22 protein-coding genes are annotated in these 20580 nt (G+C 70.2%); 13 read left to right on the top strand and 9 right to left on the bottom strand.

Going from position 1 to position 20580, the window contains the following annotated elements:
- Positions 1–421: 421 nt before the first annotated feature.
- On the bottom strand, positions 422–781 hold the full coding sequence (locus tag LZ495_RS35560) for a peptidoglycan-binding domain-containing protein (protein WP_235057280.1): 360 nt from the start codon (positions 779–781) through the stop codon (positions 422–424).
- A gap of 239 nt (positions 782–1020) precedes the next feature.
- Between LZ495_RS35560 and LZ495_RS35565 the strand changes: the two genes are divergently transcribed.
- Genes LZ495_RS35565 through amcA form a run of 4 tightly spaced genes read left to right on the top strand, consistent with a single transcriptional unit; the run spans position 1021 to position 4019 of the window.
- Positions 1021–2274 carry a helix-turn-helix domain-containing protein gene (locus LZ495_RS35565; protein WP_235057281.1) on the top strand — a complete coding sequence of 418 codons (1254 nt, stop codon included), beginning with the start codon at positions 1021–1023 and terminating at the stop codon, positions 2272–2274.
- A 38-nt stretch (positions 2275–2312) separates the two neighbouring features.
- A complete protein-coding gene (locus LZ495_RS35570) occupies positions 2313–2690 on the top strand; it encodes a hypothetical protein (protein WP_235057282.1) in 378 nt (125 codons plus the stop codon).
- Positions 2687–3868, top strand: a complete 1182-nt coding sequence (amcB, locus tag LZ495_RS35575) for a cyclophane-forming radical SAM peptide maturase AmcB (RefSeq protein WP_235057283.1) — start codon at positions 2687–2689, stop codon at positions 3866–3868. The genes LZ495_RS35570 and amcB overlap by 4 nt, the downstream gene beginning before the upstream one ends.
- Positions 3852–4019: a multiple cyclophane-containing RiPP AmcA gene (gene amcA / locus LZ495_RS35580; protein WP_235057284.1), complete on the top strand. Its 168-nt coding sequence runs from the start codon at positions 3852–3854 to the stop codon at positions 4017–4019. Before amcB ends, amcA begins: the two co-directional genes overlap by 17 nt.
- A gap of 22 nt (positions 4020–4041) precedes the next feature.
- On the opposite strand, the gene LZ495_RS35585 is transcribed toward amcA, so the two are convergent.
- Positions 4042–4701 carry a pentapeptide repeat-containing protein gene (locus tag LZ495_RS35585; RefSeq protein WP_235057285.1) on the bottom strand — a complete coding sequence of 220 codons (660 nt, stop codon included), beginning with the start codon at positions 4699–4701 and terminating at the stop codon, positions 4042–4044.
- Positions 4702–4918: 217 nt separating this feature from the next.
- Between LZ495_RS35585 and LZ495_RS35590 the strand changes: the two genes are divergently transcribed.
- The 3 genes from LZ495_RS35590 to LZ495_RS35600 all read left to right on the top strand — a co-directional run bounded on the left by LZ495_RS35590 (position 4919) and on the right by LZ495_RS35600 (position 6893).
- Positions 4919–5566: an HAD family hydrolase gene (locus LZ495_RS35590; RefSeq protein ID WP_235057286.1), complete on the top strand. Its 648-nt coding sequence runs from the start codon at positions 4919–4921 to the stop codon at positions 5564–5566.
- A 115-nt stretch (positions 5567–5681) separates the two neighbouring features.
- Entirely contained in the window at positions 5682–6215 is a 534-nt protein-coding gene (locus LZ495_RS35595) for a DinB family protein (protein ID WP_235057287.1), read from the top strand.
- Positions 6216–6302: 87 nt separating this feature from the next.
- A complete protein-coding gene (locus LZ495_RS35600) occupies positions 6303–6893 on the top strand; it encodes a hypothetical protein (RefSeq protein ID WP_235057288.1) in 591 nt (196 codons plus the stop codon).
- A 63-nt stretch (positions 6894–6956) separates the two neighbouring features.
- On the opposite strand, the gene LZ495_RS35605 is transcribed toward LZ495_RS35600, so the two are convergent.
- From LZ495_RS35605 to LZ495_RS35615, 3 genes are all read right to left on the bottom strand, one after another.
- Positions 6957–7469 (bottom strand): GNAT family N-acetyltransferase, encoded by a 513-nt coding sequence (locus LZ495_RS35605; RefSeq protein WP_235057289.1) that lies wholly within the window; start codon positions 7467–7469, stop codon positions 6957–6959.
- Between the two features lie 64 nt (positions 7470–7533).
- Entirely contained in the window at positions 7534–7863 is a 330-nt protein-coding gene (locus LZ495_RS35610) for a hypothetical protein (RefSeq protein WP_235057290.1), read from the bottom strand.
- Between the two features lie 185 nt (positions 7864–8048).
- Complete coding sequence (locus LZ495_RS35615) at positions 8049–9548, bottom strand: MFS transporter (RefSeq protein WP_235057291.1); 1500 nt, start codon at positions 9546–9548, stop codon at positions 8049–8051.
- 153 nt (positions 9549–9701) lie between these two features.
- On the opposite strand from LZ495_RS35615, the gene LZ495_RS35620 reads away from it, so the two are divergent.
- From LZ495_RS35620 to LZ495_RS35645, 6 genes are all read left to right on the top strand, one after another.
- Entirely contained in the window at positions 9702–10121 is a 420-nt protein-coding gene (locus LZ495_RS35620; protein ID WP_235057292.1) for a winged helix-turn-helix transcriptional regulator, read from the top strand.
- 139 nt (positions 10122–10260) lie between these two features.
- The gene (locus LZ495_RS35625) at positions 10261–11160 is read left to right on the top strand and encodes an MBL fold metallo-hydrolase (RefSeq protein WP_235057293.1); all 900 of its coding nucleotides are present in this window, start codon (positions 10261–10263) and stop codon (positions 11158–11160) included.
- A gap of 203 nt (positions 11161–11363) precedes the next feature.
- Positions 11364–12581 (top strand): LolA family protein, encoded by a 1218-nt coding sequence (locus LZ495_RS35630; RefSeq protein ID WP_235057294.1) that lies wholly within the window; start codon positions 11364–11366, stop codon positions 12579–12581.
- A complete protein-coding gene (locus LZ495_RS35635; RefSeq protein WP_235057295.1) occupies positions 12578–13570 on the top strand; it encodes an ABC transporter ATP-binding protein in 993 nt (330 codons plus the stop codon). The genes LZ495_RS35630 and LZ495_RS35635 overlap by 4 nt, the downstream gene beginning before the upstream one ends.
- Complete coding sequence (locus tag LZ495_RS35640; protein ID WP_372498696.1) at positions 13557–14615, top strand: ABC transporter permease; 1059 nt, start codon at positions 13557–13559, stop codon at positions 14613–14615. Before LZ495_RS35635 ends, LZ495_RS35640 begins: the two co-directional genes overlap by 14 nt.
- 331 nt (positions 14616–14946) lie before the next feature.
- Positions 14947–15465: a hypothetical protein gene (locus LZ495_RS35645; protein ID WP_235057296.1), complete on the top strand. Its 519-nt coding sequence runs from the start codon at positions 14947–14949 to the stop codon at positions 15463–15465.
- Positions 15466–15680: 215 nt separating this feature from the next.
- Here the strand turns inward: LZ495_RS35645 and LZ495_RS35650 are convergent, their stop codons facing one another.
- The 4 genes from LZ495_RS35650 to LZ495_RS35665 form a co-directional block, all read right to left on the bottom strand.
- Positions 15681–16469 (bottom strand): GAF and ANTAR domain-containing protein, encoded by a 789-nt coding sequence (locus LZ495_RS35650; RefSeq protein ID WP_235057297.1) that lies wholly within the window; start codon positions 16467–16469, stop codon positions 15681–15683.
- Positions 16470–16665: 196 nt separating this feature from the next.
- The gene (locus LZ495_RS35655; RefSeq protein ID WP_235057352.1) at positions 16666–17661 is read right to left on the bottom strand and encodes a 2-oxoacid:ferredoxin oxidoreductase subunit beta; all 996 of its coding nucleotides are present in this window, start codon (positions 17659–17661) and stop codon (positions 16666–16668) included.
- 88 nt (positions 17662–17749) lie between these two features.
- Positions 17750–19612: a 2-oxoacid:acceptor oxidoreductase subunit alpha gene (locus LZ495_RS35660; protein ID WP_235057298.1), complete on the bottom strand. Its 1863-nt coding sequence runs from the start codon at positions 19610–19612 to the stop codon at positions 17750–17752.
- A 246-nt stretch (positions 19613–19858) separates the two neighbouring features.
- On the bottom strand, positions 19859–20503 hold the full coding sequence (locus LZ495_RS35665; RefSeq protein WP_308268692.1) for a response regulator transcription factor: 645 nt from the start codon (positions 20501–20503) through the stop codon (positions 19859–19861).
- Positions 20504–20580 lie beyond the last annotated feature (77 nt).

Genomic DNA, 20580 nt, shown 5'->3' on the forward strand with positions numbered 1-20580 from the left:
CGTCAGGGAAACCCCGAGGTGGCGCTCTCAGGCTTGCTTTGGCGCCGCACTCGACGGCAGGCGGCGATGCCGACGCATCGGTCGGCGCACCCCGTAGCCGGCATTCACGGACGAGGCTGCTCTCGCCGAAGCGGTGGTGGGGGAGGTTGCGCCGCCGCCCGGTCGGGCGACGGCGCCGTACAACCCCGCGGTCCTGCCGAGTCGGTGAGTTCGTCTTCGGCTATACGGGACTGCGGTACGGAGGTGTCGGTGCGCCCGCGAAACGCGGGAGCACCGACCAGGGCACCTCGCGTACGCGGTAGGTCCGTTCACTGGTGAGCAAGAGAGTCCGAAGGTTGCGCGGCCGCCCGGTGGGGCGGCCGCGCGAGGAACACCCCGAACGGTCTGGCCTGAGTCTTGAACGTAGGTACGAGACGAACGGTCAGGAGCTGGCACAGCGGGCCCACGGGCTGTAGAGCTTCGCCCAGGTCTGGTTGCCCACGATGCCGTCGTCGACGAGGTTGTGGCAGTTCTGAACCCACTTGATCGCGGTGTACGTCGCGGGGCCGTAGTCACCGTCCACCGCGATGATCGGCGGGTAGCCGCTGTACCAGTTGATGAGGCACTGAACCTGCTTCGTGGCTGTGCCGTCCTGGTTGACGTAGACGGTCGGGCGCGCGGAGTCGCTGATGTAGTTGCACAGCGACTCGGCGCTTGCCGCAGGCGCAGCGGCGGTAAGCCCGGCGAAGGCCAGGGCGGTCGAGGAAAGAACCATGGTCACCTTGGCGGTGATCTTCGGCATGCTGGGCTACCCCCGAAGCGATGGACGGAGCCACGCGCGAACCGCCGTGGCCGCCCCGACGCTCCCAAGCACAACCGCCGCTGTCTTGGAGAAACCCGACCAGCCCGTGGCGAAGACCCTTGGGGACGAACATCCTTCGATCTGACGGCGGATTCTTCATCTGCGGCTGCGTAGTGGGGCAGACGGGTGTGAACGAGTACCTTCGCGGTAGGGCCATGCGATCGGAACGGAGCGCTGTCATGCCGTACGAGATCGAGGAGCAAGAGGCGATCGGCCGCCGCATCCGTAGGCAGCGCCTGCGCCTCGGGATGACGCAGGCCGATCTTGCTGCCGCCGTCGGCAAGTCCCAGGGCTGGTTGTCCAAGGTGGAGAAGGGGCACCTGGAACTGGACCGGGCGGCGTTGATCAACCAGATTGCCGCGGCGCTGCATTGCCACCCGAACACCCTCATCGAGCGGCCGTACGCAGGCTCACCGTCCGACAATCAGTGGCACGCCGCAGCGGCATCGATCCTGCGCGAACTTCGCCGGTACGATCTGGCCCCGGTATTCGACGGTACGCCGCGATCATCGGCGGGTCTGTGGCACGAGCTGCTGCGGCTGCACCGCCTACGGGATGCGGCGGCTAACGTGGCCATCATCAAGAGCCTCCCGGACCTGATCCGTGAGGCTCGTGCCCTGGCCGAAGTCTCTGCGGGTCACGAACGCGAAGAAGCTTTCGCCGTCTACGCGGTGTGCTGCAAGTTCGCACACACTGCCGCGCACGCCCTGGGGCATCCGGAGCTGGTCGCGATGGCCTGCGAGCGCGCCGCGTGGTCCGCGCGCCTGTCCGGTGATCCGCTGCTGCCGGCCGTGGCCGACTGGATGCGCGTGTGGGACATGTGGGCCACGGCCGATTGGGACGACGCCATTGCTCTCGCGGACAAGGCGCTGCACGGCATCGAGCAGGACTACACACAAGGCGATCTACTGGCACTACGGGTGTGGGGGACACTGCAGTTGCGTGCCGCAGTGTCACAAGCGCGCAAAGGCAACTCTCGCGAAGCCGACGAACGGCTTGGGCATGCCCGCGACGCCAGCATGAGGGCAGACGCGTATGACGGTCCACCCGTCTACGACCGGCACTCGCTGACGTTCTCGACCGGCAACGTGCAGATTCACGAGATCAGCATTGCCTTGGAACTCAGCAATCAGGCAAGGGCGCTGGACCTGAATCAACGCGCCGATCCGCAGCACCTCGCGATGCTGCCGAATTCCCGCCGCGGGCACCACCACATGGATCTGGCCCGCGCCTGGCTCTGGGACGGCAATCGTCCCCAGGCACTGACCGAGCTGGAGCAAGCCGAGCGACTTGCACCGCAGTTGGTACGTAACCATCCCCTTGCCCGGGCGACGCTTCGGCAGATCGTCTACGCCGAACGCGCCTCCACCCGCGAGCGCCTCCGGGGTATGTCGAGCCGATTTCATCTGGACGACCAGGCGTTATTCCCCTGACTCATATTGCATGTGATCGAATGATTACCGTGCGTTGCATGACGGAAGAACGACGGACGCTCACCGAACCGGCAACCGAAGCCGACTCGCAGCAGGTGGCAACGTGGCTCCCTCGGCGGGGCGACCTTGCGTATGACACTGCCCTCCAACGCATCGGCGTAGTGATCGCCATCCCTGAGGACACGGGCGCGGACTTGTACCACCTGCGACCCGAGGTGGGCGGCGACTGGGCCGCTTCAGCAGCGAACCTGTCGCCGCCGATCGGCTGCATCCTGAACACGATCTACGGTCGCCAGCGCGTCATGGATCTCCTGGACCCGCCCCACGGCCGGCCCACTCTGTATCTGCGCCCGGAGCGCGGAGGAACAGAGTGGACGGTCCTGGCCACCGAACTCCATCGGGTGATCAGGCCATGAACATCCCTCTGCCGGCAGCCGACACAGATGCTGCCCTCGCGGCGACGGTTCCTTCTGCCGCGACGTCCCGACCGACGATCCCGTCGGTCGCCCGACTCTCCGCCGTACCGAACTCGGTGATCCTGCAGCCCACCACCTTGTGCAACCTCGACTGCAGATACTGCTACCTGCCGTTCCGCAAGACCAACCATCTGATGTCGCTGCCTGTCGCGCAGAGCACCGCAACGAGCGTGAACCGCTGGGCTGCTGCTCGTCCCGGATTCGAGGTCGTCTGGCACGGCGGCGAACCGCTGGCCGCCGGCCGTGACTACTTGGCTGCGTTGATGAACCCCTTCGAGGGTGTCACTCACAGCCTGCAGACCAATGCCACCTTGATCGACGACGCATGGTGTCGATTCTTTCAAGATCACCGCATGCGTGTCGGCGTGAGCATCGACGGCACCGAGGTGATGAACGCCGAGAGGGTCACGCGTTCCGGCAGCCCGGCGTTCGACCGAATCATGCGCGGCATCGGCCGATTGCGTCATCATCGGATCCCGTTCTCGGTCATCGCCGTAGTCACCGATCCGTCGCCGGATGTCGCGCAGGAGCTGTACGGCTTCCTTGCGGACCTCGGAAGCGATGTGGCAGGCATCAACATCGAGGAACAGGAGGGGACCAACACTCGCAGCAGCGAGCGGGACACCGAGACGGTCACCGCATTCTGGGAAGCCATGGCGGACGCGTGGCGGCACGACGGCCGCATGCGGGTACGCGAGCTTGACCGCGTCCTGTCTTTCGCCGACGCCGTTCTGGCAGGTGAGCGACCTGACGGCGCCGAGCGCTTGGACCCGCTGCCTACGGTTGCCTACGACGGCTCGGTGGTGCTGATATCCCCTGAGCTCGCCGGATTCGACGATGCGCGATTCGGGACCCTGGCAACCGGCAACGTCCTCCAAGTCTCACTGGAGGTGCTTCTTGCCGAAGCCGCGAATCGGACGGCCTGGCTGCCGGAGTTTCTCGCTGGTGTCGACGACTGCCGGGCCACGTGCCCGTACTACGCGTTCTGCGGCGGAGGCCACCCTGCGAACAAGTACTTCGAGCACGGAGGCCGTCTCGACGGCACCCGCACTCGATACTGCACCGGCTCGAAAATCGCCCTCGTAGAAGGAGTCATGCGCCATGCCCACGCTCATTGACCGCATTGCCGCCGAACGGGTGGCCTGGCAAGTGCTCGTCGACGCTTCACGCGTCGCTGTTCCGTTGGCTGGCTTCGACAGCCGACCTACCTGGGACAACCAGGGGCAGCGGTTCGACAACCGCCCGACTTGGGACAACTGGAGCAAGTAGTCGGACTCGCTCGGGTGGCGGATCAGGGGGCGACGACGAAGCCTGCTTCCGCCGCGAGTTGCTCCGCCACCTCACGAGCCTGGTCCGCGTCCAGCGTGGCCCCGCGCAGCGTCATCAAGCCGCGTACGCCGTCGAGTCGAGATCCACGCACATCAGCGCCCCGAGCCGAAGTCGCCTCGAACTCCGCGCCCGACAGGTCGCAGTCGCGGAAGATCACCTGATCGAATGAGCCGCCCAGCACCGCGTCCTTGAACGAGCACCGCTCGAAGACCGTCCATGCGCGGCCCCGCTTCCGCTGCAGCGACATCAGGTCGAAGCGTGTGTCCACGGCGTACAGGTCGTCGAACTTGCCTTCCAGGTCCATCCCGACAGCACGGCAACCGTCCAATTCGGCCCGGGCCATCTCGACGTCATGCCACCGTGCGTTCGACAGGTCGCAGTGCACCATGGCGACGTCCGCCAGTTGCAGGGGCTGGATGTGTGTCTCGCTCAGTCCGACGTCGGTGAGCGAGGCGTACGCAATCTTTCCCTCGGACTGGATACCTCTGTGGTCGCCGCCGGCTACCACCACGGTGGCGAGGTCGACGAAGCCTTTGAAGAGACCGGGATGTTCCTCGAGATCGACCGCCTCGAGGTTCGGGCGCTGCACGGACCGGCGATCACCGAACTCGCGGAACTCCATGTCCAGCAGGCTACTCGGCGCGGCGCCATGCCTCTGGTATCCGCCGTTCGCCGCGCCACGGATCCGTGCGACACAGCTCCTGGTGGTCCCCCGGCGTGCCCAAGAGCTGCCGGCGCAGGCGGCCCGATGGACGGCCACCAAGCAATGGGCGTCGTCGGCCGCCATGCGGGATTGCTGTCGCGCGTCTCGGGGGGACTTTCGCGGCTAGGCTGCTTCGGTGATCAGGTCCGTGGTCTTCGATGTCGGCGAGACCCTGACGTGTGACAGCAGGTTCTGGCAAGGCTGGGCCGATTGGCTCGGCGTCCCCGGATCGACCCTCACCGCTCTCGTCGGTGCTGTAGTTGCCCGCGGTCACGACAACGCCGAGGCGTTGCGGCTCATCCGCCCCGGGCTGAATGTCGGCGCCGAGTACGCCCTTCGCGAGGCTGCCGGCTGTGGTGAAGAACTTGGCGACAGCGACCTCTACCCTGATGTGCGGCCGACGTTGCACGCGCTGCGCGGCGCCGGTGTGTGGGTCGGGATCGCAGGCAATCAAACGGCGCGTGCCGCTGAACTGCTGCGGGCACTGCACCTGCCCGTGGACGCCATCGCCACGTCCGGTGAGTGGGGAGTGGCGAAGCCGCGGCCGGAGTTCTTCGAGCAGGTTGCGGCATTCGCTCCTGGGCACCGGGACGAGATCGTGTACGTCGGCGACCATCCGTTCAACGACATAGTTCCGGCCCGCGCAGCCGGACTGCGGACGGCGCATGTGCGGCGTGGTCCATGGGGTTATCTGTGGGCAGCAGCACCCGAGGCCGCGGAAGCGGACTGGCAGGTAGACAGCCTTGACGAGTTGCCGGCCCTGCTGAATTGCGGCGGAACCTAGTCGAACGGCAGTACTGAGCGAGACTACGGAAGCGTCGCTGATCAGCGCTGGAGATTGGCGGGCCGCGGCGCGAAAAGCAGAGGTCGAGCTCGGCGGCGTCTGGGAGTCTCTGAGGATGATCACTGTGCGAGGCGCCTTGCTGCGCGGGCAGTTCGAGGTCACCTGGGCGCTGTTCGAGTATCACTTGGAACGTCTGGCGGACGCCGACTACCTGTGGCCGGCGGCTGCAGTGCACTGGAGCATTCGGGAGACGGATGCCGGTGCGTGGGTGGTCGACTGGGCGGACTCGGAGCCCGATCCCGTGCCGGTGCCGACGGTGGCCTGGCTGTGCTGGCACGTCGACTGGTGGTGGGGGACCGCGATCGACGGCGTCCAGGGGCGAACTCTTCGGGCGCGGGCAGACGTTCAACCCCAGCGGGATGCTGCTGCCGTGGTCGCTCGTCTGCGGGAGCACCGTACGGAATGGCTGCGGCTGCTGGAGGACTTGGACGACGCCCGGCTGGACGCGCTGTCTGTCGTCCCCTGGGGCGAAGGGTCCTCGTTCACGGTCGCGGACACCGCGGCCTGGGTGAACGTCGAGCTCATGAAGAACGTCGCGGAGATCGGACAACTGTGTCTGATCCGGCGCGCCGTCCCTGACCGACCGTGACCGCAGCGGAGATGTAAGCCCGGCTGAGCGGTGCGAGCAGGCCGACGGGCGACTGTCGAGCGGAGTGCGCGCTCTAGGCTCGTCGGCATGTCCCTCGAGCGTCGCGCCACTCCGCCGTGGATCGCGGACGACGTGTGCACCTACTGCCCGTCGCTGCAGTTCGGGCTGGGCGAGTTCGACGTGGCGGAGCGGCCGGATCCGCGGGCCTGGCCCTGGAACCCCGAACGGGCGCTGCGGCTGGACGCAGAGACCGGCGTGGGCGTCTGCGTGCATCCGCACAAAGTGCGCTTGCCGGTCGGCCGGTACGCATCGGAGGGGACCGAGCCGGACGCGTCCGGCTGGGACGAGCCGGACGATGCGCCGGAGCCGACGTCTGAGCCGCCGGCCGACGCCGCCGCACCCGGGCCCCGCAAACCGGCCATCGCGATGCCCCGCTTCTTGCGGCGGATCCGGCACCCCGCGGCGCCTGCCGCACCAGCCGCGCCCGAGGCCCCCGCAGAACTGGCTGCCGCGGTGCCGGACGACCCGTCCGCACTCGGGCGCTGGATAGCCGCGCAACTGCACGCCGCCGCACCGGAGGACTTCGCCGACACGCTGGCGTACGCCGAGGCAGCAGCCCGGACGCGCCACCCCGACGAGGTCGTGGTCGCAGCCCTGCGCGACGCGCTGGGAGCGTAGGACAAACAGCCGTGCCGCCGCCCGGAGTGGGCGGCGACACAGAGGAAGCGTCCGGACGCCCGGTCAGATGCCGAAGGCTGCCGCGTAGCGGATCGTGCCGCTCGGGAGTGGGGCGCCGTCCAGGGACATCGCCATCATGGCCTCGTCCGGGACCTCCACCGGGGCGTGGATGCCGAACGAAGAGGCCCGCTGGAACCCGAAGCGCGGGTAGTAGTCCGGGTGGCCGAGGACGGTGATGGCGCTTTCGCCCATCTCGCGGGCCCGGGCGAGTACGGCGTCGATGACGGCGGCGCCCGCGCCGGACTTTTGGTACTCCGGGAGGACGGCGACCGGGGCCAGGCACAGCGCGGGGGTCTCGCCGATGTGGCAGCGGGTCAGCAGGACGTACCCGGCGACCGTGCCGTCCGGGGTGGTCGCGACGTACGACAGCCCGGGGATCCATCCCTCGTCCGTGCGCAGCGCGTCGACGAGTTCGGCCTCGGCGGGGGTCTCGAACGCGGCGGCGTTGACGGCGTGGACCGCGGCCCTGTCGGCGTCGGTCTTGGGGCGGACGGTCCATGCGATGCGTGTGTTCATAGGCATCTGATGATCCGCCGAGGCCGGGAGCGTCGGCAAATGGGGTGCCGGGCGGCGGGGCACCTCAGAACCACTGGCTCCAGCCGAACGTGAAGCGGTAAGAGCGGCCGAAGGCGTCACCGCCGCGGATCCCGCGCAGCAGCATTACCGCGAGTGTCAGCACGTACAGTCCTGCGAACGCCGCCCCGATGGACGCCGCGACCACCGGTCCGCCGATCCACGCGGCCATCCCGGCCGCGATCAGCACGATCACCACGCCGAGATGAGCGTCCTTGTTGTCGGCGCGCAGGACTTCCCGGAGGGCCGCGCGGTCCTGGGCGAGGTCCTGCCGGTACCGCTCGCGGGCCTTCTCCGGATCGGCGTACGGTCCTTCGGGCCACTCCTGCATGGGCATCCGGACCCCCGTCTTTGTGTCGTTGCCCTGCTCCGTTCCAGCCTGACCAGCGGTGGCGGCCGCCACCGCCGACGTGATGCGGTCGTGACGCGGAGCCGCAGGGTGATGCCGACCGGGACGCCTGAGGAACACCGAAGGCCGGCCCGGGGGGCCGGGCCGGCCGTGGTGGGGGGGGAGGGGCGGGGTCAGATGTGCACCAGGGGCTGGGCGGCGGCAGTGTCCGCCGGGGTGCCGTCCGAGGAGGCGATCTCGCCCGAGCCGGCGGCCTTCGGGGTGCGCAGGATGACCAGGCTCAGGATGGTCGCCGCGGCCAGCAGGGCCGTGCCGACGCCGAAGGCGAGGTGGTAGCCGCCGGTCAGGGCCGTCGCCGTGTCCTTGCCGTCGGCGAGGAGGTCCTCGGCGCGGGAGGTGGACAGGGTGTTGAGGAGCGCCACGCCCAGGGCCGCGCCGATCTGCTGGGTGGTGTTGAAGAGGCCCGAGACGACGCCGGCTTCCTCGGGGCGGGCGTCCGACATGGCCAGCGTGGCCAGGCCGGGGAGGACGAGGCCGCCGCCGCCGATCAGGGCGAACACCGGGAGGAGGTCGACCAGGTACGAGCCCTGCACCGGGATGCGGGCCAGGTAGAGCATGCCGGCGGTGAGGATCAGCAGGCCGGCGACCAGGACGTTGCGGGCGCCGAAGCGGCCGATCAGCTTTGCGGAGAGGCCCAGCGAGACGGCGCCGATGGCGACCGCGGTGGGCAGCATCGCCCAGCCGGTCTTGGCCGCGCCGTAGCCCAGCACGTGCTGCATGTAGAGGACGACGAGGACCTGGAAGCCGAACATCGCGGCGATGGTGAGGATCTGGACGAGGTTCGCGCCGGAGACGTTGCGGGAGCGGAAGACGCGGAGCGGGAGGAGCGGGGTGGACGCCTTGGCCTGGCGGACCGCGAACCCGGCGATCAGCGCGAAGGCGCCGACGATCACACCCCACGTACGAGCCGACGCCCAGCCGTACTTCTCCGCCTCGACGACGCCGAAGACCAGCAGCATCAGACCCGCGGTGACCAGCGTGGCGCCGATGACGTCGGCCTTGCCGCGCGGACCGGTCGGGGTGTCGGGGGTCAGGACACGGGCCGAGAGGGCGAGCGCGACGATGCCGATGGGCAGGTTGACCAGGAAGATCCAGTGCCAGTTCGCGAGCTCGGTCACGACGCCGCCGGCCACCATGCCGATGGACGCACCGGCCGCGCCGATGAAGCTGAACGCGCCGATCGCCTTGCCCTGCTCGGCGGGCTCCGGGTACAGCGTGACGATCATGCCGAGGCTGACCGCCGAGGCCATCGCGCCGCCCGCACCCTGCAGGAAGCGTGCGATCAGCAGCATCTCGGGGGACGTGGCCACCCCGCACAGCAGCGAGGCGACGGTGAACACGGCCAGCCCGGCGAGGAACATCCGCTTGCGGCCGAAGATGTCGCCGAGGCGTCCGGCCAGGAGCAGCAGGCCGCCGAAGGCGATCATGTAGATGTTCATGATCCAGGCCAGGTTCGCCGCGGAGAACCCGAGGTCTTCGCCGATGGCCGGCAGCGCCACCGTCACGATCGTCCCGTCCAGGATCACCATCAGCATGCCCAGGCACAGCAGGGCGAGTGCGAGCGAGCGCGGATACGTCCGGGACGCGGTACGTGCGGATGCCAGCTGGTCCATCGATTCCCCTCCGAGATGCGGGGCCGCGGCCTGCGCCGCTGCCCTCCGACAAGAGAGAATCTAGCAGATAGTTTTGTTAGGGACGATATCTATCGGGCTTGTTTTTCCCGGACTCATCTTTCGATGTCCTACCTGCCGGGTAGCGTCGGCGGCATGGCACCCGAAGCAGCGGTTTCCGACCAGGCCGAGGCCGTGGTCATCGTGGCCTCCACCGGCCTTCCGGCCGACGTCTACTCGGCCAAGTGCGCAACCCGGCAAGTGCTCGACCACATCGCGAGCAAATGGACCGTGCTGATCGTCGACGCGCTCGGCGCCGGACCGCTCCGGCACGCGCAGCTGCGGCGGCGCATCGAGGGCGTCTCGCAGAAGATGCTCACCCAGACCCTGCGCCAGCTCGAGGCGGACGGCTTCCTGGACCGCACCGTCCACCCGACCGTGCCGCCCGAGGTCGAGTACGCGCTGACCCCGCTAGGCGAGAGCCTGCGCGAACCCATCAGGGCGATCCGCACCTGGACCGAGCACCACATCAACGAGATCGAAGAGGCCCGCGCCGCCCGGGCCGCGTCCCCCTGAACCGGCTCGCGGGGCGGACGAAGGCACTTCAAAGTGCCTTCTTCCGGCCCGCCCGCAGCCGGACGAAGGTAGAGGCATCCCACCGGAACCCGCCGCCCCCAGCGGCCCGTTCCCCCATGCCTCTCCTCAGGAGCCCCCCATGGTCGACGCCGCCTCCCGCGCCACCGTCCGCATCGGCGACACGCAGGTCACCTACCTGCCGGACGGCCACGGCCGCCTCGCCCCCGACGTCCTCTTCCCGGCCAGCGCACCGGACGGCTGGGCCGCGCACGCCGCTTACCTCGACTCCGCGGGCCGCTTCCCGGTCAGCATCGGGTCGTTCCTCATCCGTACGGACGACCGCGTGGTACTCGTCGATCTCGGCCTCGGCGCCGTCGACTTCGCCGTCCCCGGCGTGGCCGACTTCAAGGGCGGCGCCCTGCTGGAGAGCCTCGCCGCCGAAGGCCTCGCCCCGGACGACGTCGACACCGTCTTCTACACCCACCTCCACCACGACCACGTCGGCTGGACCAGCGACCTCGCCCCGGCCCCCGGCCTCGACGCGGACCGCACCCCCGCCGGCCTCACCTTCGCCCGCGCCCGGCACCTGGTCGCCGAGGCCGAGTGGCGGCACTGGGCGGGCACCGACGAACTCGTCGGCCCGCACCCCGCCGCCGTGCAAGGACCGCTCGCCGACCGCATCGCCTTCGCCGCCGACGACGCCGAACTCGCCCCCGGCGTACGGGTCCTGCCCACCCCCGGCCACACCCCCGGGCACCGCAGCCTGGTCGTCTCCGACCCGGCCGGCACCGACCCGCGCCGCCTGATCGTCCTCGGCGACGTCATGCACTGCCAGGTCCAGGTCGCCGAACCGCACTGGAGCTTCGCCTTCGACGTCGACCCCGCCGAAGGCCGCGCCACCCGCGAACGCCTGCTCAAGGAATTGGAGGACGAGAACACCCTGCTGGCCGGCGGCCACTTCGCCGGGCACGTGTTCGGCCGCGTCCTGCCGCCGCGCACCGCCCGCGTCTGGCAGCAGGGACGCACCGCCACCCCCTGACCGCACCGATGCATGTCCCTTGCACGGGATGACGGATGAGTAGTCGTCAGGTAGTCGGCAGGGCGTACGACTGCTCCCGAAGAGGTACGCCGCGCTGTGCCTCGCGGTCGATGCCCGGCACCCGCCCCCGATGGTCCCCTGGATCCACCGGCCGCCCGGCCAATCGGGCCGGGGCCGGCCGCCCAGGGAAAGGCACATCCCCCATGTCCGTGGCATTCCGCACCGCCGGCAAGGTCGCACTCCCGCTCGGAGTCGCAGCCCTCGCCGCCGGCGCGATCGTGTACGGCCCGAACGCCTTCGCCGACGACTCCGATCCGAACCTGCCCGGCCGGACCGCCGAGGAGGTGGTGGCCAAGATCGCCGGTGCGAAGCCCGAAGCGCTGTCCGGTTCGGTGCGCATCACCACCGACCTCGGCCTCCCCGCCCTGCCCGGAAAGGGCGACGCAAGCCCGAACGCACTCCTCTCCGGCACGCACACCCTGCGCGTCGCGGTCGACGGGCCCGACCGGCAGCGCATCGGCATCCAGGCCGACCTGGCCGAATACAACATCGTGCACAACGGCCGCGACCTGTGGACGTACGACAGCCGCAGCAACACCGCGACCCACACCACTCTCCCCGAGGGCGCCGCGGACGCCGCCAGGAACGGCGTCTTCGGCCCCCTCCCGTCCACCGCAGGCCTCGCCGCAACCCCGCAGGAAGCCGCCAAGCAGCTCCTGGCCGCGGTAGGCCCGAGCACCTCGGTCACCGTCGCCGGCACCGGCAAGGTGGCGGGCCGTCCCGTCTACGAACTCCGCATCGCCCCGGGGCAGCCCGGCAGCCTGATCGGCGGCGCGACGGTCTCGGTCGACAGCGAGACCGGCGTGCCGCTGCGCGTGGTGGTCGACACCGCCAAGGGCGGCAAGCCCGCGGTGGACGTCGGCTTCACCGAGGTCTCCTTCAAGGCCCCCGACCGCTCCACGTTCGACTTCAAGCCGCCCTCCGGCGCGAAGGTCGTCGAGAACAACGACCGCAAGGGAGACGACGCCAAGGACATCGGGAAGCCCGACTTCGGCAAGCTCACCGCGGCCCTGGACGGCAAACTGCCCCGGATCCACGGCACCGGCTGGAACACGGTCGTGGAGATCCCGCTGCCGGCCGGCACACCGTTCCTGCCCGGCGCCGACGGCGGCACGAACGACAAGAACGACAAGAACGACAAGAAGGGGAGCAAGGAGAACGAGGAAGGCGGGTCCGCGGTCGCCGACCTGCTGCGCAAGGCCGGCACCCCGGTCAGCGGCCCGTGGGGCAGCGGCACGCTGTTCTCCACCCGGCTGGTGACCGTGCTCGCCACCGACGACGGCCGCGTCTTCGCGGGCGCGGTCGACGGCGCGACCCTGCAGGGCGTGGCCGCCGCGGACACCGGAACGGCGGCCCGATGAGCACGTCCACGGCGGCCGGGACGACCGCCCGCCCCGACGCCCCGGCCCCGCCGCAGCGCGAACCGGTCGTCGTCACCCGGGGGTTGTCCAAGCGGTACGGCCGCGACCGGCTCGCCGTGGACGGCCTCGACCTCGTGGTGCCGGCCGGCTCGGTGTTCGGCTTCCTGGGCCCGAACGGCTCCGGCAAGACCACCACCATCCGCATGCTGATGGGCCTGATCCGGCCCACCTCCGGCACCGCGTCCGTGCTCGGCGGCCCCATGCCCGGGGCCGCCGGCGCGGTCCTGCCGCGGGTCGGCGCGCTGATCGAGGGCCCCGCGCACTACGGCTTCCTGACCGGGCGCGAGAATCTGGCCCGGCTGGACGCCGCGGACCGCACCGCCGACCCGGCCACCCGCACCGCCCGGATCGACGACGCGCTCGCCCGGGTGGGCCTCGCCGCGGTCGGCGGCCGCAAGGCCCGCACGTACTCGCTCGGCATGAAGCAGCGCCTCGGCATCGCCTCGGCCCTGCTGCGCCCGCGCGACCTGCTGGTGCTCGACGAGCCGACCAACGGCCTGGACCCGCAGGGCATGCGGGAGATCCGCGCGCTCATCCGCACCCTGGCCGCGGACGGCACCACCGTGTTCCTGTCCTCGCACCTGCTCGACGAGATCGAGCAGGTCTGCACGCACGCCGCGGTGATGAGCCGGGGCCGCCTGGTCACCCAGGGCACCGTGGACGACCTGCGGTCGGCGGTCCGCGGCCGGCTCGTCGTGGAGACGCCGGACGCCGGGCGCGCCGCGCTCGTCCTCGCCGAGCTCAAGGCGACGTCGGTACGCACTACCCCGACCGGCGTGGAGGCCGAACTCGGCGACCTCGCCCCGGAAGCCGCCTGCGCGGCGCTGGTACGGGCCGATGTGCGCGTCCGCTCGTTCGGCACGTCCGGCGGCTCGCTGGAAGACGCCTTCGTGGCACTGACGGGAGAGGGTTTCGATGTCGAGGACTGAAAGCGCGGGCGCACTGCCGCGGACCGATCCGGCCACGAGCGCCCCGGCCCGCCGGCAGGCCCGGACCACCCCGAGCACCCTGGGCACTCCGACCGCTCCGACCGCCCCGACCGCCTCGTCCCCCGGCGCCCCGGCGGCCGGCTCGGCCTCAGCCGCTTACGACACCACCGGCACCACCGGGACAACCGTCACTGCCACCGCCGCCCCCTTCCCGCTGCCGCGTGCCCGCGGCCTGCTCGCCAGCGAGATGCGCCTGGTCTTCCGGCGCCCGCGCACGTACGCGATGCTCGGCTTCCTGGCCCTGGTCCCCGTCCTCCTCGGCGTCGCGCTGCGCTACTTCACCGACGGCGGCGGGGGCGGAAACGGCGACGGCGGTCTGGAGTTCGTCTCCCAGGTCACCAACAACGGGCTGTTCCTCGTCTTCGCCTCGCTGGCCGCGACTCTGCCGTTCTTCCTGCCGATGACGGTCGGCGTGGTCGCCGGCGACGCGGTGGCCGGGGAGGCGAGCGGCGGCACGCTGCGCTACCTGCTGGTCGCCCCGGCCGGGCGGATCCGGCTGCTGGCGGTGAAGTTCGCCGGCCTGGTGGCCTTCTGCTTCGCGGCCACCTTCACCGTGGCGCTCTCCGCCCTCGCGGTCGGCGCGGTGCTCTTCCCGATGGGCGACGTGCCGCTGCTCAACGGCGACTCGATCGGCATGGGCGAAGCACTGCTCCGGGCTCTGCTGATCGCGCTCTGCGTCGCGGTGTCGCTGCTCGGCATCGCCGCGATCGGGCTGTTCGTGTCCACCCTGACCACGGTCCCGGTCGCCGCGATGGCGACCACCGTCGGCCTTGTCATCGTGGCCGCGATCCTGTCCTCCATCCCGCAGTTCCACGCGCTGCATCCGTGGCTGTTCCTGGACCGCTGGATGTCGTTCGGCGACCTGCTGCGCGAACCGGTCGCCACCGGGGGAGTGCTGCGCAACCTCGAACTGCAGGCGGCATACGTCCTGGTGTTCGGCTCCGCGGCCTGGGCCCGGATGGCGGACCGGGACGTCACCTGCTGAGCGCACCGCCGGGCAGTCGGGCCGTGCCGAATGCCCGGACGCACCCCCGCCGAACGGGCGGTCGGACCTGCTGACCGTGCCCAGGTCTCGGCTGCCTGCGCACTGTTCGGTCGAACTCGCCCACAACCGGGGCCCGATGGGCTCCGAACACGTAGGCTTGGAGTGGTTGGGCAGTCAGCCGCATCCGGAGACCGTCGTCGAGCCCTGTCGTGGTGAGCCGTGCGCGTGATGTCGCTCCGGCCTCCGACGCTGCCCCCACACCCTAGGCGGGGTCATGACCACCGACCCGTTCGGTTCCGGCTCTTTCTCTTCCGGTCCATCCTCTTCCGGCGTGTTCCACACCCGGCCGTTCGACCTGAACCGGGACGCGGTGATCGCCTACCCGGTCCGCGAGTTGCGCCCGCAGTCCCTCGACGCGGCGGACCTGCTCTCCGCGGTGGGGGAGTTGGCGATGCGCGGCCTGCCCGGGGCCAGCGACGTCACCCTGGCGTTCTGGCGGGCGGACGAGCTGCTCGCGGAAGCCTCGACGAACGGCGTGCTGAGCGAGGCGGTGGGGGCGTTCGACGCCGACCTGCCGGGACCGGTGGCGACCGTGCTGCGCAGCGGCGGGACCGTGCAACTCCCGGACCTGGCGAGCGAGTCGCGGTGGCCCGAGGCGGCCCGTGAGCTGCGTGCGCGGGGGGTGGCCTCGTGCGCCGCGGCGGCGCTGCGCCGGCCGCGGTTCAGCCTCGCGCTGGTCGTGTACTCCGCGGTGGCGCATCCGCCGGCCGCGGTCTGGGCGGAACTCGACCTGCTGCTGAGCGAGTGGGTGGCGACCGTCGTGCGCACGCGCGTGCGCGGCGTGGTGTGAGCGCGGACGATCCTTGACCGACTCGAACCACTCGGACCACTCGAACTACTTGAACCACTCGAACAGCTCGAACGACGTGAACGACTTGCGCTCCGTACTCGGCCTTTCTGCGTCCCTGTTGTCCCCGTTCCTCTCGCACCCGGTCCCGTCGCGGCCCATGCCGTCGCGTCCGCCGCCCGGCCGGCCGGGACCCGTGCGCCCGCCGGGGCCGTGGTTCAGCCGCGTGTGCGGCGCTCCACGTCGGCGACCAACCGGGCCGCGACGTCGGCCAGTTTGACGTTGTTCTTCTGCGACGCACTGCGCAGCAGGCCGAAGGCCGCCTCGGAGCCGAGGCGGCGCTGCGCCATGAGGATGCCCATCGCCTGGCCGATGGTGCCGTGCGTGCCGAGCGCCGCGGACAGGTCGGAGAAGCGGCCCTCGGCGGCCAGCCGCTCGTCCACCTCGCGGGCCACCGCGGCGCGGGCCGCGAGCCGGATCTCGAACTCGCGGACCACCAGCCCGGCCAGCCGGATCAGCACGTCGAGGCGGTCCTCGGGCACCGGGCGCGGCTCGGTGTCGAAGACCGCAAGCGTCCCGATGTCGTGGCCGTCCGCGGTGCGCAGCGGGACGCCGAGGTAGTAGCGCAGCCCGAACTCCCCGGCCACCAGGGGGTTGAGGCAGTCCGGCGACTCGAGCGTCGCGTCCATCAGGGTGCGCGGCTTTCCGGTGGTCACCACGGTGTGGCAGAGGCCGCCGGCCATCGGGATGCCGGTCAGGTCCAGGCCGTACCGGCCCGGGAACCGGATGCTGTCCTCGCCGATCACGCTCACCACGCTGTACGGGACCGCGAACAGGTACGCGGCCAGCGCCGCGATGTCGTGGTAGCCGTCCGGCGGGACCTCCAGCACCTCCCACCGGCGGATCGCCTCGGCCCGGATGCGGGCGGCGGCGGGGTCGCCGACGGGACCGGGGCCGGCAGCGGCCCGGGGGCGTGGTGCGGAACGCGCGTCAGGGGCGGTGGTCATGGACCCACCGTAGGCAGCCGCGTCGCCGCCCGGGGACGAACCGGAAAAACGGGCAGCTGCGAAAGCAGCCGGGCAGAAGCGGGCATAAGCGCGAGGAAAGCGGGAGCAAAACGGACGAGGCCCCGGCGAAGGATGCCGGGGCCTCGTCCTGCATTGTGCATTGCTGCGACGCTGCGCCGCACAGTCTGGCGGACCGTCAGGCAATGGTCCAGGTGTCGTTGCCGGCGATGAGCGATGCGAGGTCGCCGGTGCCGCGCGCGGTGGTGTCGGCGGCCAGCTGGTCGGCCATCAGGGTGTCGTACACCGGGCGTTCGACGTTGCGGAACACGCCGATCGGGGTGTGGTAGTTGCTGGTCAGGTCGCCGAGCCGGGACAGCGCGAAGGCCAGTTCCGGGTTCTCGGCATGCGCGTCGTGCACGACGAGGGCGTCCTCGCCGACCTGGGCGACCTCGGCCACGTCGAGCGAGCCCGCCGCGCCGCGGACGACCCCGAACTGCAGGTCCTTGCCGAACTTGATGGGCTGCCCGTGCTCCAGGCGGATGGTCACGTCGTCGCGCGTGTCCGGGTCCTTGAGCTGGTCGAACGCACCGTCGTTGAAGATGTTGCAGTTCTGGTAGATCTCCACCAGCGCGGTGCCCGGGTGCGCCGCCGCCTCGCGCAGCACCGAGGTGAGGTGCTTGCGGTCCGAGTCGATGGTGCGCGCCACGAACGTCGCCTCGGCGCCGATCGCCAGGCTGACCGGGTTGAACGGGTGGTCCAGCGAGCCGAGCGGCGTCGACTTGGTGACCTTGCCGGTCTCCGAGGTCGGCGAGTACTGGCCCTTGGTCAGCCCGTAGATCCGGTTGTTGAACAGCAGGATCTTCAGGTTGACGTTGCGGCGCAGCGCGTGGATCAGGTGGTTGCCGCCGATCGACAGCGCGTCGCCGTCACCGGTGACCACCCACACGCTCAGGTCCTGGCGCGAGGACGCCAGGCCGGTCGCGATGGCCGGCGCGCGCCCGTGGATCGAGTGCATGCCGAAGGTGTTCATGTAGTACGGGAAGCGGCTGGAGCAGCCGATGCCCGAGATGAACACGATGTTTTCCTTGCGCAGCCCCAGCTCGGGCAGGAAGCCCTGCACCGCGGCCAGGATCGCGTAGTCGCCGCAGCCCGGGCACCAGCGCACTTCCTGGTCGGACTTGAAGTCCTTCATGGACTGCTTGGCGTCGGTCTTGGGGACCAGGGTCAGCGACGGGAAACCGGCGCCCGGCCCGGCGGCGCCGTTGGCGGAAGCGGTTGCCTCAGACACTTTCGATGACCTCCTGGATCACGCCGGCCAGTTCCTCGGCCTTGAACGGCAGCCCGCGGACCTGGTTGTACGCGATGGCGTCGACGAGGTACTTCCCGCGCAGCAGCAGGGCGAGCTGCCCCAGGTTCATCTCGGGGACGATCACCTTGTCGTACTTCTTGAGCACCTCGGCGGTGTTGGCCGGGAACGGGTTCAGGTGGCGGAAGTGCGCCTGGGCGACCTTGCCGCCCTGGCCGCGCACGCGCCGCACGCCGGCCGCGATCGGGCCGTACGTCGAACCCCAGCCGACCACCAGGACCTTCGCGTCGCCGGTCGGGTCGTCGACCTCCAGCGGCTCGATGTCCTTGGCGATGCCGTCGACCTTGGCCTGCCGGATGCGGACCATGAAGTCGTGGTTGGCCGGCTCGTAGTTGATCGCGCCGGTGCCGTCCGCCTTCTCGATGCCGCCGATGCGGTGCTCGAGGCCGGCGGTGCCGGGCACCGCCCACGGGCGCGCGAGGGTCTCCTCGTCGCGCTTGTACGGCCAGAAGACCTTGCTGCCGTCCTCGAGCTCGTGGTTCGGCTCGGTGGCGAACTCGACCCGCAGGTCGGGCAGGTCGTCGACGGCCGGGATGCGCCACGGCTCGGAGCCGTTGGCCAGGTAGCCGTCGGACAGCAGGAAGACCGGCGTGCGGTACTTCAGCGCGATCCGGGCCGCCTCGATGGCCGCGTCGAAGCAGTCGCCCGCGGTGCGCGGCGCCACGATCGGCACCGGCGCCTCGCCGTTGCGGCCGAACATGGCCTGCAGGAGGTCGGACTGCTCGGTCTTGGTGGGCAGGCCGGTGGACGGGCCGCCGCGCTGCACGTCGACGATGAGCAGCGGGAGTTCGAGCGAGACCGCCAGGCCGATCGCCTCGGATTTGAGCGCGACACCCGGGCCCGAGGTGGTGGTGACGCCGAGCGCGCCGCCGAACGACGCGCCGAGAGCCGCGCCGATGCCGGCGATCTCGTCCTCGGCCTGGAAGGTGCGCACGTCGAAGTTCTTGTGCTTGGACAGCTCGTGCAGGATGTCCGAGGCCGGCGTGATCGGGTACGACCCGAGGTACACCGGCAGCTGGGCGCGCTGCCCGGCCGCGACGAGGCCGTACGAGAGCGCCAGGTTGCCGGTGATGTTCCGGTAGGTGCCGGACGGCAGCTTGGCGGGCGCGATCTCGTAGGAGACCGCGAAGCCCTCGGTGGTCTCGCCGAAGTTCCAGCCCGCCTTGAAGGCCGCCACGTTCGCCTCGGCGATGACCGGGAGCTTGGCGAACTTCTTCTTGAGGAACGCGATCGTCGACTCGGTCGGCCGGTGGTACAGCCAGGAGAGCAGGCCGAGCGCGAACATGTTCTTCGCGCGCTCCGCGTCCTTCTTCGAGATGTCGAACTCGGCGAGCGAGTCGACGGTGAGCGTGGTGAGCGGCACCGCGTGGATGTTGTACGCGTCCAGCGAGCCGTCTTCGAGCGGGTTGGTGGCGTACCCGACCTTGGCCATCGCGCGCTTGGAGAACTCGTCGGTGTTGACGATGATCTCGGCGCCGCGCGGCAGGTCGCGGATGTTGGCCTTCAGGGCTGCGGGGTTCATCGCCACGAGGACCGTCGGGGCGTCGCCCGGGGTCAGGATGTCGTGGTCGGCGAAGTGCAGCTGGAAGCTGGAGACGCCCGGCAGGGTTCCGGCTGGTGCGCGGATCTCGGCGGGGAAATTGGGCAGAGTCGACAGGTCGTTGCCGAAGGTGGCCGTTTCGGAAGTGAAACGGTCTCCCGTCAACTGCATTCCGTCACCGGAATCGCCCGCGAACCGGATGACAACCCGGTCGATCTGCTTGACCTGTTTGGTCACTGTGGAGGACCTCCTCGGCGCTGCGGCAGAGTCGTCCGCGCACGCGCGGATGTCGCAGTTTCATCGTACGGCTGTACAAGGAGGGCCCTGAGCGGGCCCGGGTGGTGCGCGGGAGCGATTCGATGTCGGATTTCACCCGAGAACAGTGGATTTTGTCCGATTTCTAGGGTGAGAACTGGCCCATGACAGCCCAGCCTCCGATCGCGGGGATGATGGCATGGGTCCAGTAATCCGTTCACCAGAGTGTCAGGATCCGAGATAGGCGAGTACCGCCAGGACCCTTCTGTGATCGGTCTCACTGGGGGCGAGACCGAGCTTCCCGAAGATGTTGCTGACGTGCTTTTCGACCGCGCCGTCGGACACCACCATCGCCTGGGCGATGGCACCGTTGCTGCGCCCCTCGGCCATGTAACCGAGCACTTCGCGCTCCCTGGGGGTCAGGGTCACCAGGACGTTCTGCTTGCGGCTCCGACCCAGCAATTGGGAGACGACCTCAGGGTCGAGCGCGGTTCCGCCCTTGGCCACCCGCACCACCGCGTCCACGAAGTCGCCCACGTCCGCGACCCGGTCCTTGAGCAGGTAGCCCACCCCGCTGGTGCTGCCCGCCAGCAGCTCGGTGGCGTACTGCTCCTCGACCGCCTGGGACAGGATCAGCACCCCGATCTCGGGCAGCTCGGCGCGCATCCGGACCGCGGCGCGGATGCCCTCGTCGGTGAAGGTCGGCGGCATGCGCACGTCGACCACGCAGACCTCGGGCCGCAGTTCGGCGGCGACCGCGAGCAACTGCTCGGCATCGTCGACGGCGGCCACGACCTCGTGCCCCCGGTCCACCAGCAGCCGGGTCAGACCGTCCCGCAGCAGTACGGAATCCTCAGCGATCACCACGCGCACGGCGCTCGAAGCCTCCATCCGGGCGCCGGGACCCCGTGCCCCGGCGGGACCAGTCTCCCGGATGGCGGAACGTGCCG

Origin of the sequence: Yinghuangia soli (genome assembly GCF_021502675.1) — a bacterium.
Taxonomy (GTDB): domain Bacteria; phylum Actinomycetota; class Actinomycetes; order Streptomycetales; family Streptomycetaceae; genus Yinghuangia; species Yinghuangia soli.